The 15712-nt window shown below is 66.1% G+C and carries 16 protein-coding genes; 14 read left to right on the forward strand and 2 right to left on the reverse strand.

The features are described from left to right. Nucleotides 1–17: 17 nt before the first annotated feature. The gene (cysD, locus tag ACFFJ6_RS02420; RefSeq protein WP_378385706.1) at nucleotides 18–812 is read right to left on the reverse strand and encodes a sulfate adenylyltransferase subunit CysD; all 795 of its coding nucleotides are present in this window, start codon (nucleotides 810–812) and stop codon (nucleotides 18–20) included. A 361-nt stretch (nucleotides 813–1173) separates the two neighbouring features. Here cysD and ACFFJ6_RS02425 point away from each other — a divergent pair, with 361 nt between their 5' ends. From ACFFJ6_RS02425 to ACFFJ6_RS02455, 7 genes are all read left to right on the forward strand, one after another. Then, nucleotides 1174–1914: a phosphoadenylyl-sulfate reductase gene (locus tag ACFFJ6_RS02425; protein ID WP_378383973.1), complete on the forward strand. Its 741-nt coding sequence runs from the start codon at nucleotides 1174–1176 to the stop codon at nucleotides 1912–1914. A 124-nt stretch (nucleotides 1915–2038) separates the two neighbouring features. Further along, nucleotides 2039–3028 carry a sulfate ABC transporter substrate-binding protein gene (locus tag ACFFJ6_RS02430; RefSeq protein ID WP_378383975.1) on the forward strand — a complete coding sequence of 330 codons (990 nt, stop codon included), beginning with the start codon at nucleotides 2039–2041 and terminating at the stop codon, nucleotides 3026–3028. Nucleotides 3029–3337: 309 nt separating this feature from the next. Then, nucleotides 3338–4174 (forward strand): sulfate ABC transporter permease subunit CysT, encoded by an 837-nt coding sequence (gene cysT / locus ACFFJ6_RS02435; protein WP_378383977.1) that lies wholly within the window; start codon nucleotides 3338–3340, stop codon nucleotides 4172–4174. 4 nt (nucleotides 4175–4178) lie between these two features. Beyond that, on the forward strand, nucleotides 4179–5096 hold the full coding sequence (gene cysW, locus ACFFJ6_RS02440) for a sulfate ABC transporter permease subunit CysW (RefSeq protein ID WP_378383979.1): 918 nt from the start codon (nucleotides 4179–4181) through the stop codon (nucleotides 5094–5096). After that, complete coding sequence (locus tag ACFFJ6_RS02445; RefSeq protein ID WP_378383981.1) at nucleotides 5086–6132, forward strand: sulfate/molybdate ABC transporter ATP-binding protein; 1047 nt, start codon at nucleotides 5086–5088, stop codon at nucleotides 6130–6132. The genes cysW and ACFFJ6_RS02445 overlap by 11 nt, the downstream gene beginning before the upstream one ends. A gap of 233 nt (nucleotides 6133–6365) precedes the next feature. After that, nucleotides 6366–7367: an NADH-quinone oxidoreductase subunit B family protein gene (locus ACFFJ6_RS02450; protein WP_378383983.1), complete on the forward strand. Its 1002-nt coding sequence runs from the start codon at nucleotides 6366–6368 to the stop codon at nucleotides 7365–7367. Beyond that, nucleotides 7364–8809, forward strand: a complete 1446-nt coding sequence (locus tag ACFFJ6_RS02455) for a nickel-dependent hydrogenase large subunit (RefSeq protein WP_378383985.1) — start codon at nucleotides 7364–7366, stop codon at nucleotides 8807–8809. Before ACFFJ6_RS02450 ends, ACFFJ6_RS02455 begins: the two co-directional genes overlap by 4 nt. A 9-nt stretch (nucleotides 8810–8818) precedes the next feature. Here the strand turns inward: ACFFJ6_RS02455 and ACFFJ6_RS02460 are convergent, their stop codons facing one another. Next, nucleotides 8819–9376, reverse strand: coding sequence for a TetR/AcrR family transcriptional regulator (locus ACFFJ6_RS02460; protein ID WP_378383987.1), 558 nt, complete (start codon nucleotides 9374–9376; stop codon nucleotides 8819–8821). Nucleotides 9377–9531: 155 nt separating this feature from the next. On the opposite strand from ACFFJ6_RS02460, the gene ACFFJ6_RS02465 reads away from it, so the two are divergent. From ACFFJ6_RS02465 to ACFFJ6_RS02495, 7 genes are all read left to right on the forward strand, one after another. After that, nucleotides 9532–9873 (forward strand): hypothetical protein, encoded by a 342-nt coding sequence (locus ACFFJ6_RS02465; RefSeq protein WP_378383989.1) that lies wholly within the window; start codon nucleotides 9532–9534, stop codon nucleotides 9871–9873. 288 nt (nucleotides 9874–10161) lie between these two features. Continuing rightward, entirely contained in the window at nucleotides 10162–11298 is a 1137-nt protein-coding gene (locus ACFFJ6_RS02470) for a hydrogenase small subunit (RefSeq protein WP_378383991.1), read from the forward strand. An 18-nt stretch (nucleotides 11299–11316) separates the two neighbouring features. Then, the gene (locus tag ACFFJ6_RS02475) at nucleotides 11317–13110 is read left to right on the forward strand and encodes a nickel-dependent hydrogenase large subunit (RefSeq protein ID WP_378383993.1); all 1794 of its coding nucleotides are present in this window, start codon (nucleotides 11317–11319) and stop codon (nucleotides 13108–13110) included. 22 nt (nucleotides 13111–13132) lie between these two features. Further along, entirely contained in the window at nucleotides 13133–13858 is a 726-nt protein-coding gene (cybH, locus tag ACFFJ6_RS02480) for a Ni/Fe-hydrogenase, b-type cytochrome subunit (protein WP_378383995.1), read from the forward strand. Nucleotides 13859–13988: 130 nt separating this feature from the next. Next, complete coding sequence (locus ACFFJ6_RS02485; protein ID WP_378383997.1) at nucleotides 13989–14597, forward strand: HyaD/HybD family hydrogenase maturation endopeptidase; 609 nt, start codon at nucleotides 13989–13991, stop codon at nucleotides 14595–14597. Between the two features lie 23 nt (nucleotides 14598–14620). After that, a complete protein-coding gene (locus ACFFJ6_RS02490; protein ID WP_378383999.1) occupies nucleotides 14621–15217 on the forward strand; it encodes a HupE/UreJ family protein in 597 nt (198 codons plus the stop codon). Nucleotides 15218–15232: 15 nt separating this feature from the next. Continuing rightward, a complete protein-coding gene (locus ACFFJ6_RS02495; RefSeq protein WP_378384001.1) occupies nucleotides 15233–15535 on the forward strand; it encodes a HypC/HybG/HupF family hydrogenase formation chaperone in 303 nt (100 codons plus the stop codon). Nucleotides 15536–15712: the final 177 nt, after the last annotated feature.

Genomic DNA, 15712 nt, shown 5'->3' on the forward strand with positions numbered 1-15712 from the left:
TCATGGTCGGACGTTGCTTACAGATAGCCGGCGACGCGCAGACGCTCGAAGGCGTCTTCGGTCTCGTGGTCGAGCGCGCGGCCGGCGCGCTCCGGCACCTTGGTGGTCTGCAATTCGTGCAGGATCTCGTCGATCGACGACGCGTTCGACGTCACCGGGAAGGTGATGTCCTGATCGCCGAGCGAGCGATAGCGCTTGCCGTCCTTGGCCAGATACAGCGGGATGATCGGGATGTTCTCGCGCTTGGTGTAGGCCCAGATGTCGGCCTCGGTCCAATGCAGGATCGGATGGATGCGCAAGTGCGCGCCGGGCGGCGGCGAAGCGTTGAACTGATCCCAGAATTCCGGCGGCTGATCGCGCACGTCCCATCCGCCCTCAAGGCCGCGCGGCGAGAACACGCGCTCCTTGGCGCGGGTGGCTTCCTCGTCGCGGCGGATGCCGGCGATCAGTCCGTCGAAGCCGTATTTGGCGAGCGCCATTTTCAGGCCCTCGGTCTTGCGCGCCGCGGAGCGCGCCGCCGGCGGCAAGGTCGGATCGACGCTGTCGATCGGCGGGCAGGGATCGACGCGCAGATCGAGATCCCACTCCTTCGCGTAGTGCTCGCGGAAGGCGTACATCTCGGGGAACTTCTTGCCGGTGTCGACATGCAGCGCCGGGAACGGCACCTTGCCGAAGAACGCCTTGCGCGCTAGCCAGATCATCACGTTGGAGTCTTTGCCGAGCGACCACAGCAGCGCGAGCTTCTTCAGCCGCGCGAAGCCTTCGCGCAAAATGTAGATGCTCTGCGCCTCGAGCGCGTCGAGGTGGTCCATCGGGGGCAGCGCGTCGCGCGGCGGGAGATCGGGCAGCGACACCGGCTGCGGAGCGCGAAGTTCGGGTGCGGCGAGGGTCATGCACAGGCTCCCGGCAAGGCGGGTCCGGACCGGTCCGGACCCTCGTTGTCGCGCGGCCGAGACGGCGTCATCATCGTCAGGAGAACGAACATCTCTGCGGCGCACTGGTGAGGGATGGAATTTCTACAATGGAAGCCCTCAACAGAAAGAATAATTTTCTATCGATCTGGCTTGTAAGATACATAGATAGAAAATATTTCTAGTCAATCCTTCTTCGGTCACTTCGCCCGGCCAGGCGTTAATGGACGGCGACAGCGACCGCGCAGAAAGTCATTCGGGAATGAGCGACGTCACCCAGCACTCTCTTCCGTCGGCCGCAGCGCCCGATCCGGTCGCCCTGCGCGCTGCTGCACTGAACAGCGCGCTGCGCGGCGCATCGCCTGCGGAGATCATCGCCACCGCGGTGCGCGAGCTCGGCCGTGATCGCGTCGCGCTGGTGTCCTCGTTCGGCAGCGAGTCGGCGGCGCTGCTGAAGGTGATGGCGGATGTCGATCCGGCCATCCCGGTGGTGTTTCTCGACACCGGCTGGCTGTTCGCCGAGACGCTGGCGTACCGCGACACGCTGATCGATCAGCTCGGTCTCACCGACGTGCGTTCGATCAAGCCGCTGCCGGCCGACCTCGACCGCGACGATCCGGCACAGGATCTGTGGTTTTCCGATCCGGACAAATGCTGTTTCATCCGCAAGGTCGAGCCGCTGCGCCGGGCGCTGGCGCCGTTCGATGGCTGGATCAACGGCCGCAAGCGATTCCAAGGCGGCGCGCGCGCGGAGATCCCGGTGGTCGAAGCCGATGGGGTACGTTTGAAATTCAATCCATTCGCCGACGTGTCGCGCGAAGACATCGCCGCGATCTACACGCTCGGCAAGTTGCCGCCGCATCCTCTTTTGGAGTCGGGCTTCCTTTCCGTCGGCTGCATGCCGTGTACCAGCCGCGCCTCGTCGGAAGGAGATACGCGCTCCGGTCGCTGGCAGGGACGTAGCAAGACGGAATGCGGCATTCACACGATGAAGACTTCGTAGCAGATTGCTGTCGCGCCCGATCGAACAATGAAATGCGGTTTCGTTGACTTGAGCGGCTTTGTTCTTGAGTTTCGCAGCTCCGCCGCAGACGACAAAGACGCCGTCCGGACCATGGAGAATTGAAATGCTTCGCCGACTGATTCCGCTGTTCGCCGGCCTGATGATCGCGACCTCCGCACAGGCGGCGGATGTGACGCTGCTCAACGTGTCGTACGATCCGACCCGCGAACTCTACAGCGACTTTAACAAATCCTTCGCTGCCGCTTATCAGAAAGAAACCGGCGACAAGGTGACGCTGAAGCAATCGCATGGCGGCTCCGGCGCGCAGGCGCGCTCGGTGATCGACGGCCTGCAGGCCGATGTCGTGACGCTGGCGCTCGCCTACGACATCGACGCGATCGCCAACAAGGGGTTGCTGGCCAAGGATTGGCAGAAGCGCCTGCCGCAGAACTCCTCGCCCTACACCTCGACGATCGTGTTCCTGGTGCGCAAGGGCAATCCCAAGGCGATCAAGGACTGGGACGATCTGCTCAAGCCCGGCGTCAGCGTGATCACGCCCAATCCGAAGACCTCGGGCGGCGCGCGCTGGAACTATCTGGCGGCCTGGGGCTACGCGCTGAAGAAGTCCGGCTCCGAAGAAGGTGCGCGCGATTTCGTCGGCAAGTTGTACAAGCAGGTCCCGGTGCTCGATACCGGCGCGCGCGGCTCGACCGTCACCTTCGTCGAGCGGGGCGTCGGCGACGTTCTGCTGGCCTGGGAGAACGAGGCCTATCTGGCGGTGAAGGAATTCGGTGCCGACAAGTTCGAGATCGTGGCGCCGTCTGTGTCGATCCTGGCCGAACCGCCGGTCGCGGTGGTCGATACCGTCGTGGACAAGAAGGGCACCCGCGCCGTCGCCGAGGCCTATCTGAAGTATCTCTATTCCAAGGATGGTCAGGAAATCGCCGCACGGAACTTCTACCGTCCGCGCGATTCGGAGATTGCGAAGAAGCACGAAGGTTCGTTCGCCAAGGTCGCGCTGTTCACCATCGACGACGTGTTCGGCGGCTGGACCAAGGCGCAGACCGAACACTTCGCCGACGGCGGCGTGTTCGACAAGATCTACAAGAACTGAGCGGCGCGCGGGTTGCGACCCGCGCCGTGCGGCCGCGATCTGCAGAGTTGGGGACAGTATGCTTAGCAGCAACGACAGCGCGTTCCCTCTTCCCGTACGCGGGGAGAGGGCCGGGGTAAGGGGGCGTCGTAATGCCGCCGAGCCTGTGCGTGTAATCCCTGACCTCTCCCCGCGTCATTACGAGCGAAGCGAAGCATTCCAGAGCGCCGTGCACGGAGCTGGATTGCTTCGCCGCTTCGCTCCTCGCAATGACGCTGATGGTGTGGCGGCATATGTAGCTTCGGGCGAAGTCGCCGCACAGGTGACCCCGTGAGCACCCTCGCGCGTCGCCGTTCGCTGCCGGGGTTCGGGCTCACCATGGGGCTCACGATCACCTGGCTGTCGCTGATGATCCTGATCCCGCTGGCCGGGCTGTTCGTGAAGACCGCGGACCTCAGCCTCGCCGAATTCTGGGCGACGGTGACGGCGCCGCGCACGTTGCATGCGCTGAAGATCTCGTTCGGGCTCGCCTTCGCGGCGGCCTGCGTCAACCTCGTCGCCGGGCTGGTGATCGTCTGGGCGCTGGTGCGCTATCGCTTTCCCGGCCGGCGGATCTTCGATGCCATCGTCGACATTCCGTTCGCTCTGCCGACCGCGGTGGCCGGCATCGCGCTGACCACGCTGTTCGCCCAGAAGGGCTGGCTTGGCGCGCCGCTCGCCGAGCTCGGCATCAAGGTCGCCTTCACGCCGCTCGGAATCTTCCTGGCGATGATCTTCATCGGCATTCCGTTCGTGGTGCGGACCGTGCAGCCGGTGCTGATCGATCTCGATTACGAACTCGAGGAGGCGGCGGAGTGCCTCGGGGCTTCACGCTGGCAGACCATCCGCCGCGTCATCCTGCCGTCGCTGACGCCGGCGCTGCTCACCGGCTTTGCGCTGGCTTTCGCCCGCGCCGTCGGCGAATACGGTTCGGTGATCTTCATCGCCGGCAATCTGCCCAACGTCTCGGAGATCGCGCCCTTGCTGATCGTGATCCGGTTGTCGGAGTTCCGCTATTCCGACGCGACCGCGATCGCGGTCGTCATGCTGGTGTTTTCCTTCCTGATCATCTTCATTCTCAACCGGATCCAGCACTGGGCGCAGTCCCGGTCGCTGGCCACGGCGTGATATCATGACGATGGTCGCAACCAGCCAAGTGAGGCGCCCGGTGCGCAAATCGGCCGACACGGCCGCAGCCCCCGCGGCTGCAACCCGGCGCCCGGCCCACACCGAGCCGGCGTGGGTCCGGCTGCTCGTCATCGGCTTCGCGGTCGCCTTCCTCACCGTGTTCGTGGTGCTGCCGCTGGTGCTGGTGTTCTCCGAAGCGCTGGCGAAGGGCGTCGGCTTCTATCTGTCGGCGCTCGCCGACGAGGAAGCGCTGGCTGCGATCCGGCTGACGCTGATCGCAGCGGGCATTTCGGTCGGCCTCAATCTGGTGTTCGGCGTGATCGCCGCCTGGGCGATCGCCAAGTTCGAATTTCCCGGCAAGACGCTGCTGATCACGCTGATCGATCTGCCGTTCTCGGTGTCGCCGGTGATCTCCGGCCTGGTGTTCGTGCTGCTGTTCGGCGCGCAGGGCTGGTTCGGGCCGTGGCTGATGGCGCACGGCGTGCAGATCCTGTTCGCCGTGCCGGCGATCGTGCTGGCGACGACCTTCGTGACCTTCCCGTTCGTCGCGCGCGAACTGATTCCGTTGATGCAGGAGCAGGGCTCGCTCGAAGAGGAAGCCGCGATCTCGCTCGGCGCCGGCGGCTGGACCACGTTCTGGCGCGTCACGCTGCCGAACATCAAATGGGGCCTGCTGTACGGCGTGCTGCTGTGCAACGCCCGCGCGATGGGCGAATTCGGCGCGGTGTCGGTGGTCTCCGGCCATATCCGCGGCGAGACCAACACCATGCCGCTGCTGGTGGAAATTCTCTACAACGAGTACCAGATGGTCGCTGCGTTCGCGATCGCTTCGCTGCTGGCGCTGCTCGCGCTGGTGACACTGATCGTCAAGACCGTGCTGGAAAGCCGCATCGAACAAGGGCTGCATCCCGATGACCATTGAAGTTCGTAACATCGTCAAGGAATTCGGCAGCTTCCGCGCGCTCGACAATGTCGATCTGCGAGTCGAGACCGGCGAGCTGATGGCGCTGCTCGGCCCGTCCGGCTCCGGCAAGACCACGCTGCTGCGGATCATCGCCGGCCTCGAATGGCCCGATTCCGGCTCGATCGCGTTTGATGGCGAGGACGCGCTGGCGCGGGGCGCCGCCGAGCGTCACGTCGGCTTCGTCTTCCAGCACTACGCGCTGTTCCGGCACATGAGCGTGTTCGAGAACGTCGCGTTCGGGCTGCGGGTTCAGCCGCGCAAGATCCGCAAGACCGAGACGGAAATCCGCAAGCGGGTCGGCGATCTGCTCGACCTCGTCCAGCTCGGCTGGCTCGCCGATCGCTATCCGAACCAGCTGTCCGGTGGTCAGCGCCAGCGTATCGCGCTCGCGCGTGCGTTGGCGATCGAGCCGCGCATTCTGCTGCTCGACGAGCCGTTCGGCGCGCTCGACGCCAAGGTCCGCAAGGAGCTGCGCGCCTGGCTGCGCAATCTGCACGAGGAGATCCACGTCACCTCGATCTTCGTCACCCACGATCAGGAAGAGGCGCTCGAAGTCGCCAACCGCGTGGTGGTGATGGACAAGGGTCGCATCGAACAGATCGGCTCGCCGGGCGACGTCTATGAGCGGCCAGCTTCCGCCTTCGTGCACAGCTTCATCGGCGAGTCGATCGTGCTGCCGGTCGAGGTGCTGGATGGTCGCGTCCGGCTCGGCGAACGCGTGCTCGACCTTGCGCCGACCGACGCCGTCTCCGGCCCGTCGAAACTGTTCGTCCGCCGCCACGACGTCGCGGTCGGGCCAAGCGGCACCGGCGTGCTCGAAGGCGCCGTCAAGGCGGTCCGCGCCTTCGGCCCGATGCAGCGCGCCGACATCGTGCTGAACGGCGACCAGGGTGACACGCTGATTGAGATCGACGCCCCGCGCGACCACTCGCTGAAAGTCGGCGACCGCATCGGCCTGCAGCCCCAGCGCTACCGCATCTTCGCCGATCATTGACTCCCCGTCGCTTCGCACTGCACTCACCTTCGTCATGGCCGGGCTCGTCCCGGCCATCTACTTCTTTGGGCGTTGCAACGTTGCAAGGACGTGGATGGCCGGCCAAGGCCGGGCATGACGGAATGAGAGGCCGTCCTCACTCCTCCCAAGGCGTCGCTTGCGGCGCCGGGGGAAACTCGCTTTAGTCCGTCCCCGCGCAAGCGAGCGAGACAACAGCGGGGGAGGCCGCCAGCATGGAGCGCTTCAACGTGCTGTGGCTGCAGGGCGCCAGCTGTGGTGGGTGCACCATGGCGGCGCTCGATAACGGCCATGCCGGCTGGTTCGCCGAACTCGCCCGCTTCGGCATCGATCTGATCTGGCATCCGTCGCTGAGCGAGGAAACCGCCGACGAGGCGGTGGCGATCTTCGAGCGGATCGCGCACGGCACCCAGCGGCTCGACGCGCTGGTGCTGGAAGGCGCAGTGTTGCGCGGGCCGAATGGCAGCGGCCGTTTCAACATGCTGGGCGGCACCGGCCGCTCGATGCTGCATTGGGTGAACGCGCTGGCACCCTGCGCCAACTACGTCGTCGCCGCCGGGAGCTGCGCGGCGTTCGGCGGCGTGCCGATGGCCGGCACCAACCCGACCGATGCCAGCGGGCTGCAATTCGCCGGCAGCGAGTCCGGCGGCGTGCTCGGCGCCGCGTTTCGCTCCCGCGCCGGCCTGCCGGTGATCAACATCGCCGGCTGCGCGCCGCATCCGGGCTGGATCTCCGAAACGCTGGCGGCGCTGGCGCTCGGCGGCGTCGACAGCGACGCGCTCGACAGTTTCGGCCGGCCGCGGTTCTACGCCGATCACCTCGCGCATCACGGCTGCGCCCGCAACGAGTACTACGAGTTCAAGGCAAGCGCCGAGGAGATGTCGCAGCAGGGCTGCCTGATGGAGCATCTCGGCTGCAAGGCGACGCAGGCGGTCGGCGATTGCAATCAGCGCGGCTGGAATGGCGGCGGCTCGTGCACCAGCGGCGGCTATGCGTGCATTGCCTGCACCTCGCCGGGCTTCGAGACCTCGCAGAATTTCCTGGAGACCGCCAAGCTCGGCGGCATTCCGGTCGGCCTACCGCTCGACATGCCGAAGGCGTGGTTCGTGGCGCTCGCGGCGCTATCGAAATCGGCGACGCCGAAGCGCGTCCGCGCCAACGCCGCCGCCGACCACATCGTCGTGCCGCCGCGCACCGACCCCGGCCGCCGCAAATGACCCGCCGCGTCACTGTCGGGCCGTTCAACCGCGTCGAGGGTGACCTCGAGGTCCGGCTCGACATCGACGACGGCGTCGTCAGCGCTGCCGAAGTCACCGCGCCGCTGTATCGCGGCTTCGAGCAGATCTTGCGCGGCCGCCCCGCGCTCGATGCGCTGACGCTGGCGCCGCGGATCTGCGGCATCTGCTCGGTGTCGCAATCGCTCGCGGCGGTGGCGGCGTTGCGCGCGGCCGGCGGCGTGCGCGCGGCCGAGAACGGCGTGCTCGCCGCCAACCTGGCCCATGCGGCGGAAAACACCGCCGATCATCTGACGCACTTCTATCTGTTCTTCATGCCGGACCTCGCCCGCGATGCTTACGCCGACCGACCCTGGCATGGTGAGATCGCAGCGCGGTTCAAGGCAGTGCAGGGCAGCGCCGCGCAGGCGATGCTGCCGGCGCGGGCGCGGCTGTTGCAGATCATGGGCCTGCTCGCCGGCAAATGGCCGCACTCGCTCGCCTTCCAGCCCGGCGGCACGACGCGGGCGATCGATCTCGGCGAGCGCGTGCAACTGATCTCGATCATCGGCGATCTGCGCGACTTCCTCGAACGCATCGTGTTCGCCGATACGCTCGATAATGTGCTGGCGCTGGACAGCGCCGCGGCTTTGGACACATGGCGCGACGGCCGCGGTGGCGACTTCGCGCGTTTCCTCGGCGTCGCCGACGATCTCGGCTTCGACCGACTCGGCCGCCTGGCACTGCCGCTGATGAGCTACGGCGCGTATCACGGCGGCGACGCACCGCTGTTTGCACGCGGCGTGTTCGATCCGGCGACGGCGAGCCTCGCGCCACTCGATCCCGACGCCATCTCCGAAGACGTCGCGCACGCCTGGATGCGCGACACCGCGCTGCGCCCGGCGGACGCCGAGACCGATCCCGACGCCGACAAGCCGGCCGGCTACAGCTGGTGCAAGGCGCCGCGCCTCAACGGCAAGCCCGCCGAAGTCGGCGCGCTGGCGCGGCAGGCGGTCGACGGCGATCCGTTGATCCGCGATCTGCTGGCCCGCATCGGCCCCTGCGTCACCACGCGGGTGATCGCGCGGCTGCGCGAGACCGCCAAGCTCGCGTTTGCGATGCACGATTGGGCGCGGCGGCTCGATCTGCGCGCGCCGTTTCTGGAGCGCGGCGCGCGGCGCGGCGAGGGCGCCGGCATCGGCCTGATCGAGGCCGCGCGCGGCAGCCTCGGCCATTGGATCGAACTGTCGGACGACAAGATCCGCCGCTATCAGATCATCGCGCCGACCACCTGGAATTTCTCGCCACGCGACCGGGCCGGCGTCCCTGGGCCGCTGGAGCAGGCGCTCGCCGGCACACGGGTCGGCGGCGACGGCGCGACGTCCGTCGCCGTGCAGCATGTCGTCCGCTCGTTCGATCCCTGCATGGTGTGCACGGCGCACTGAATCGGCGGCTCAGTCCGCCTGCAGCGCCCGCGCAAACGTCGCGACGTGGACGGCGATCATCCGGCGCATGTCCTCGACGCCCGAGGCGCCCTCGCGCAGGCCGCGCAGACCGTAGACCAGCACGCGCGCCATCTCGGCCGGGTCGAGACCCACCCGTGGACGGCGCGCCGCGTCGGCGATCAGCTCGGCGATCACCTTCTGGAAGTTGGCGTAGACGCGCTGCACCGCCGGGAATCGCAGGTCGAACAGATCGGCGGAATCCGGATGGACGGCCGCGAGTTCGACGCCGTGAACGCCCCAGACCACGCAGGCGTGGAGCAGCTTGGCCTCCAGACCTTTCAGCGTCGGCAACACCGCGGCGATCTCGCTGAGCGTGCGCCGGTCCATCTCGGCGATGACGCGATCGAATGCGGCCTGCTTGTCGGGAAACAACAGATACAGCGCCGGCCGCGACATGCCGGCTTTCGCGGCGATGTCGCCCATCGTGGTGCGGGCATAGCCGAAGCGCGAGAACACGTCGGTCGCGCTCTCGATTGCGATCAGCTCTTTGCTGCGCTTTTCACCCATGAAGCCCTTATTGACAAAATATCGAAATTCGTCAACTTGTCATTCTGACAAAAACTGCCATTCCGTCAGAAATCGGAGACCCCATGATCTTGAACGAACTGACACCGCAAGCGCTGGACGCCGCGCGCCAGACGATCGGAGACGGCGCTGTCGTCATGGTCAACCTGCTGTGGTTTCGCGAGCGCCCGCACTATCCGGACGGGTTCGCGGGCGCCAAAACGAGTTCACGCGAGGCTTACTACCAAGGGTATGCGGGCGCGATCCGCGCCGTCGCGACGGACCTCGGAATCGCGATGGAGCTCGTCTATGCGGGCGATCGCCTCAGCGGCCTGCTGGCCGGTCCCGACGAGGACTGGGATGATATCGCGATCGTCCGTTATCGCAGCATCGACGATCTGAGGCGGATCGTAGAATCCAAAGCCTATCAGGAGACAGCCCAGCCGCACCGGCTGGCGGCAGTCGCAAATTGGCGGTTCTTCGCGACCAAGAGCAAGTGAGGCAGCCGCGCGCCTTCACCTCACGCCCCACGCGATGAGCGGACGCACCCTGATCGCGGATCATCGGTCCGCGGTCACGGCCTTTGCAGCGTAGCAACGGAGTTATCACTTGCGGCGGCCGCGCGGCGCTGCAGCACGATCCGCCGCCCTCGCACCTTTACCAGTTGCTTTCAATCACTTGGGTCACGGCGCGCGGTTTTCCGCACCACTGGCATGGTTCTTGCGATCCTCACCCCAACGCGAAGCTGAAATTGACTTCGCACGCGGCGAGGACACCGAGGAGCCATCATGGGCGCAGCGACCGAAACCTTCTACGAGGTGATCAGGCGGCAGGGCATCACCCGCCGCAGCTTCATCAAGTTCTGCAGCCTGACGGCGACCAGCCTCGGACTCGGCCCGATCGGCAGCAGCCAGATCGCCCACGCGCTCGAAACCAAGCCGCGCATTCCGGTGATCTGGATGCACGGGCTGGAATGCACCTGCTGTTCCGAAAGCTTCATCCGCTCGGCGCATCCGCTGGCCAAGGATGCCGTGCTGTCGATGATCTCGCTCGATTACGACGACACCATCATGGCGGCCGCCGGCCATCAGGCCGATGCGATCCTCGAAGAGACCCGCAAGAAGTACAAGGGCCAGTACATCCTCGCGGTGGAAGGCAATCCGCCGCTGAACGAGGACGGCATGTTCTGTATCGACGGCGGCCGGCCGTTCGTCGAGAAGCTGAAGGAGATGGCCGAGGATTCGATGGCGGTGATCGCCTGGGGCGCCTGCGCGTCGTGGGGCTGCGTCCAGGCAGCCAAGCCGAACCCGACCCAGGCCACCCCGATCGACAAGGTGATCCGCAACAAGCCGATCATCAAGGTGCCGGGCTGTCCGCCGATCGCCGAAGTGATGACCGGCGTGGTGACTTACGTCACCACCTTCGGCAAGCTGCCCGAGCTCGACCGCCAGGGGCGGCCGAAGATGTTCTACTCGCAGCGCATCCACGACAAATGCTATCGCCGGCCGCATTTCGATGCCGGTCAGTTCGTCGAGGAATGGGACGACGACGCGGCGCGCAAGGGCTTCTGCCTGTACAAGATGGGCTGCAAGGGTCCGACCACCTACAACGCCTGCTCGACCGTGCGCTGGAACGGCGGCGTGTCGTTTCCGATCCAGTCCGGCCACGGCTGCATCGGCTGCTCGGAAGACAATTTCTGGGATCAGGGCTCGTTCTACGACCGGCTCACCACGATCAATCAGTTCGGCATCGAGGCCAATGCCGACAAGATCGGCGCCACTGCGGCCGGCGTGGTCGGCGCGGCGATCGCCGCGCACGCCGCGGTCACCACCGTGCGCAACCTGTCGCGGCGCAAGGAAGTGCCGAACGGCAACGCCGCGGCGAACGGCAAGTCCAACGGCAATTCGAACGGCGCGTCCGCTTAAGCCCGGGAAAGCAGCATCATGACCAACGTCACCACACCCAACGGCTTCAAGCTCGACAACGCCGGCCGGCGCATCGTGGTCGATCCGGTGACCCGGATCGAGGGCCATCTGCGCGTCGAGGTCAATGTGGATTCCGGCAACGTCATCCGCAACGCGGTCTCGACCGGCACGATGTGGCGCGGCATCGAGACCATCCTGAAGGGCCGCGATCCGCGCGACGCCTGGGCCTTCACCCAGCGCATTTGCGGCGTCTGCACCGGCACCCACGCGCTGACCTCGGTGCGCGCGGTCGAGAACGCGCTCAGGATCGACATCCCCGAGAACGCCAACACCATCCGCAACATCATGCAGCTGACGCTGCAGGTGCACGATCACGTGGTGCACTTCTATCATCTGCACGCGCTCGACTGGGTCGATGTGGTGTCGGCGCTGAAAGCCGATCCGAAGGCGACCTCGACGCTGGCGCAATCGATCTCGGCCTGGCCGTTGTCGAGCCCCGGTTACTTCAAGGAGATCCAGACCCGGCTGAAGAAGTTCGTCGAGAGCGGGCAACTCGGCCCGTTCAAGAACGGCTATTGGGGCCACCCGGCCTACAAGCTGCCGCCGGAAGCCAATCTGATGGCGGTGGCGCACTATCTGGAAGCGCTCGATTTTCAGAAGGACATGGTCAAGATCCACGCCATCTATGGCGGCAAGAATCCGCACCCGAACTGGCTGGTCGGCGGCGTGCCCTGCGCGATCAATATCGACGGCGTCGGCGCGGTCGGTGCCGTCAACATGGAGCGTCTCAACCTGGTGTCGTCGATCATCGACCAGATGGTGACCTTCGTCGATCAGGTCTATCTGCCGGACCTGCAGGCGATCGCCTCGTTCTACAAGGACTGGACCTATGGCGGCGGGCTGTCGGGCAAATCGATGATGAGCTACGGCGACATCCCCGAGCACGCCAACGACTACTCGGCGTCGTCGCTGAAGCTGCCGCGCGGCGTGATCCTCAACGGCAACCTCGCCGAGGTCTATCCGGTGGATCTCACCGACCCGTCGCAGGTGCAGGAGTTCGTCACCCATTCCTGGTACAAATATCCCGACGAGACCAAGGGCCTGCATCCGTGGGACGGCGTCACCGAGCCGAACTTCAAGCTCGGCCCCAACGCCAAGGGCACCAAGACGCGGATCGAGGCGCTCGACGAGGAGGCGAAGTACTCCTGGATCAAGTCGCCGCGCTGGAAGGGCAACGCCGTCGAGGTCGGGCCGTTGGCGCGCTACATCATCGGCTATGCTCAGAACAAGCCGGAGTTCAAGGAGCCGACCGACAAGCTGCTGAAGGACCTCGGTCTGCCGCTGCCGGCGCTGTTCTCGACGCTCGGCCGCACTGCGGCGCGCGCGCTCGAGGCGCAGTGGGCGGCGCGTCAGCTGCGCTACTTCCAGGACAAGCTGATCGCGACGCTGAAGGCCGGCGACAGCGCCACCGCCAATGTCGACAAATGGAAGCCGGAGAGCTGGCCGAAGGACGTCAAGGGCGTCGGCTTCACCGAAGCGCCGCGCGGCGCGCTCGGCCATTGGGTCAAGATCAAGGACGGCAAGATCGACAACTATCAGGCGGTGGTGCCGACCACCTGGAACGGCAGCCCGCGTGATCCCAAGGGCGGCATCGGCGCCTTCGAGGCGTCGCTGCTCGACACGCCGATGGCCGATCCGAACCAGCCGCTGGAGATCCTGCGCACGCTGCATTCGTTCGACCCGTGCCTCGCCTGCTCGACCCATGTGATGAGCGAGGACGGCCAGGAAATGACCAAGGTCACCGTGCGCTGAGCGCCGTCACAGGGAGACGATCATGACCACGGAGATCGCACGGGTTCAGGGCGCGCTCGACTCGGCCGGCGAACGGGCGCGGTCGCTGCAGACCGTCTACGTCTATCAGGCGCCGGTGCGGCTGTGGCACTGGGTGAATGCGGCGCTGATCGTGGTGCTGTGCGTCACCGGCTATTTCATCGGCTCGCCGCTGCCCTCGGTGCAGGGCGAGGCGTCCGCGAACTTCAGCATGGGCTACATCCGCTTCGTGCATTTCGCGGCAGGGCAGACCCTGGTCGTGTTCTTCCTGTTGCGGGTGTACTGGGCGTTCGTCGGCAACAAATATTCCCGCCAGATCTTTTGGCTGCCGCTCACCAACAAGACCTGGTGGTGGGGCATGCTGTACGAATTCAAATGGTACGCCTTCCTGGTCAAGGATCCGAAGAAGTACATCGGCCACAACCCGCTGGCGCATGTGGCGATGTTCTCCTTCATGGTGTTCATGGTGCTGATGATGCTCAGCGGCATGGCGCTGTATTCCGAGGGCCACGGCATCGACTCTTGGCAGTACAAGCTGTTCGGCTTCATGTTCTCGCTGTTCACCAGCCAGACGCTGCACACGCTGCACCATCTCGGGATGTGGGCGATCGTGGTGTTCGTCATCGTCCACATCTACGCCGCGGTGCGCGAGGACATCCTCAGCCGCCAGAGCATGATCTCCTCGATCGTCTCCGGCGAACGCCTGTTCCGCGACGATCTGCCGGATTGAGGATGATGGAAGTTGGCCTCTCCCCGTCATTGCGAGCGCAGCGAAGCAATCCAGCAGCGCCGTGCACGGAGCTTCTGGATTGCTTCGTCGGCTTCGCCTCCTCGCAATGACGCATCTGGAGCTTCTGCTCATGTCCGCGACTGCACCGAACTTCGAAGCGCCGAAGATCCTCGTGCTCGGCATCGGCAATATCCTGTGGGCCGACGAAGGCTTCGGCGTCCGCGCAGTGGAAGCATTTCATCGCGCATATCAGGCGCACGACAACGTCACCGTGATGGATGGCGGCACTCAGGGGCTTTATCTCGTCAATCTGCTGCAGGAGCACGATCATCTGCTGGTGTTCGACGCCATCGACTACGGCCTGCCGCCCGGCACGCTGAAGCGGGTCGACGGCGACGAGGTGCCGAAATTCACCGGCGCCAAGAAGATGAGCCTGCACCAGACCGGCTTTCAGGAAGTGCTCAGCGCTGCCGACCTGCTCGGCGCGGCGCCGCAACGGCTGGCGCTGATCGGTTGCCAGCCTCAGGATCTCGAGGATTGGGGCGGCGCGCTGACGCCGCCGGTGAACGCACGGATCGCCGATGCGCTGGCGTTGGCGCGCGGCATTCTCGCCGAGTGGGGCGTCGTGCTGGCGCCGCGCGAGGCCGCGCTCGATCCGGCGGAGCGCCTGCTCGGCCACGATCTCGATCACGACAATTACGAACGGCACGCCGACCCGGTGGTCGCTGCCGCGACCTGACCGAACACACGAGGAGGACATCCATGACCCGATTGATCCGCACTGGTGCCCTCGCGAGCCTGGCTGTCGGCCTCGCGGGTCTGCCCGGTCTCGCTCAGGCACACACCGGCGTGCATCTGCTCAGCGCCGACGGCGCCGCGGCCGGCTTCGCGCATCCATTGCTCGGCGCTGATCATCTGCTGGCGATGGTTGCGGTCGGCCTGTGGGCGGCGTCGCTCGGCGGCCGCGCGCGCTTCGTCGTGCCGGCGAGTTTCGTCGCGCTGATGACGTTCGGCGCCGGCCTCGGCATCGCCGGTCTCGCGCTGCCGGCGGTCGAGCCGATGATCGCGCTGTCGGTGATCGCGCTCGGCGGGCTGATCGCGCTGGCGGTGCGGGTGCCGACCGCCGCTGCCGCCGCGGTGGTCGCGCTGTTCGGCCTGTTTCACGGCGCCGCCCATGGCGCCGAAATGCCGGCGCTGGCGTCGCCGCTCGCCTACGGCCTCGGTTTCGTCGCCGCCACTGCGCTGCTGCACGGCGCCGGCCTCGCGCTCGGCGCCACGCTGACCCATGCGCCGACGTTCAAGCTCGCGGGCGGCGCGGCGATCGCGGCAGCCGGCGTCGCGCTGGCGCTGCCTTTGTAACGGGAGGGTCGCCCGATGTGCGTCGGCCTGCCCATGACCGTGATCAGCAGCGACGGCGCGACCGCGCTGTGCGAGCGCCGTACCGAGCAGCGGCGGGTCTCGACCGCGCTGATCGGCGAGGTCGCGATCGGCGACCGGGTGCTGGTGTTCATCGACAGCGCCGTGCGTCGGCTCGATCCCGAGGAGGCGCGGCAGATCGACGACGCGCTCGATGGCCTCGCCGCCGCGATGGAAGGGCGGCCGTTCGAGCATCTGTTCGCCGATCTGATCAATCGCGAGCCGGAGCTGCCCGAACATCTGCGATCGTCCCGGCACTGATCCCGGGTCGCGCAACAGGCGTCACGCCACCCTGCAGGTATCAAAGTACGGTATCTGGAAGTCTACTATCCGGCTCCTGGCAAACATGTTTCCATTCCGGCCAATGTCGCCGCCCGAATGATCGCAAACCGACCGGTTGACGGTAAGTTTGCGGCTGTTTCCAGGTGAAAATCGACT

The organism is Rhodopseudomonas telluris (genome assembly GCF_042432815.1).
Taxonomy (GTDB): Bacteria; Pseudomonadota; Alphaproteobacteria; order Rhizobiales; family Xanthobacteraceae; genus Rhodopseudomonas; species Rhodopseudomonas telluris.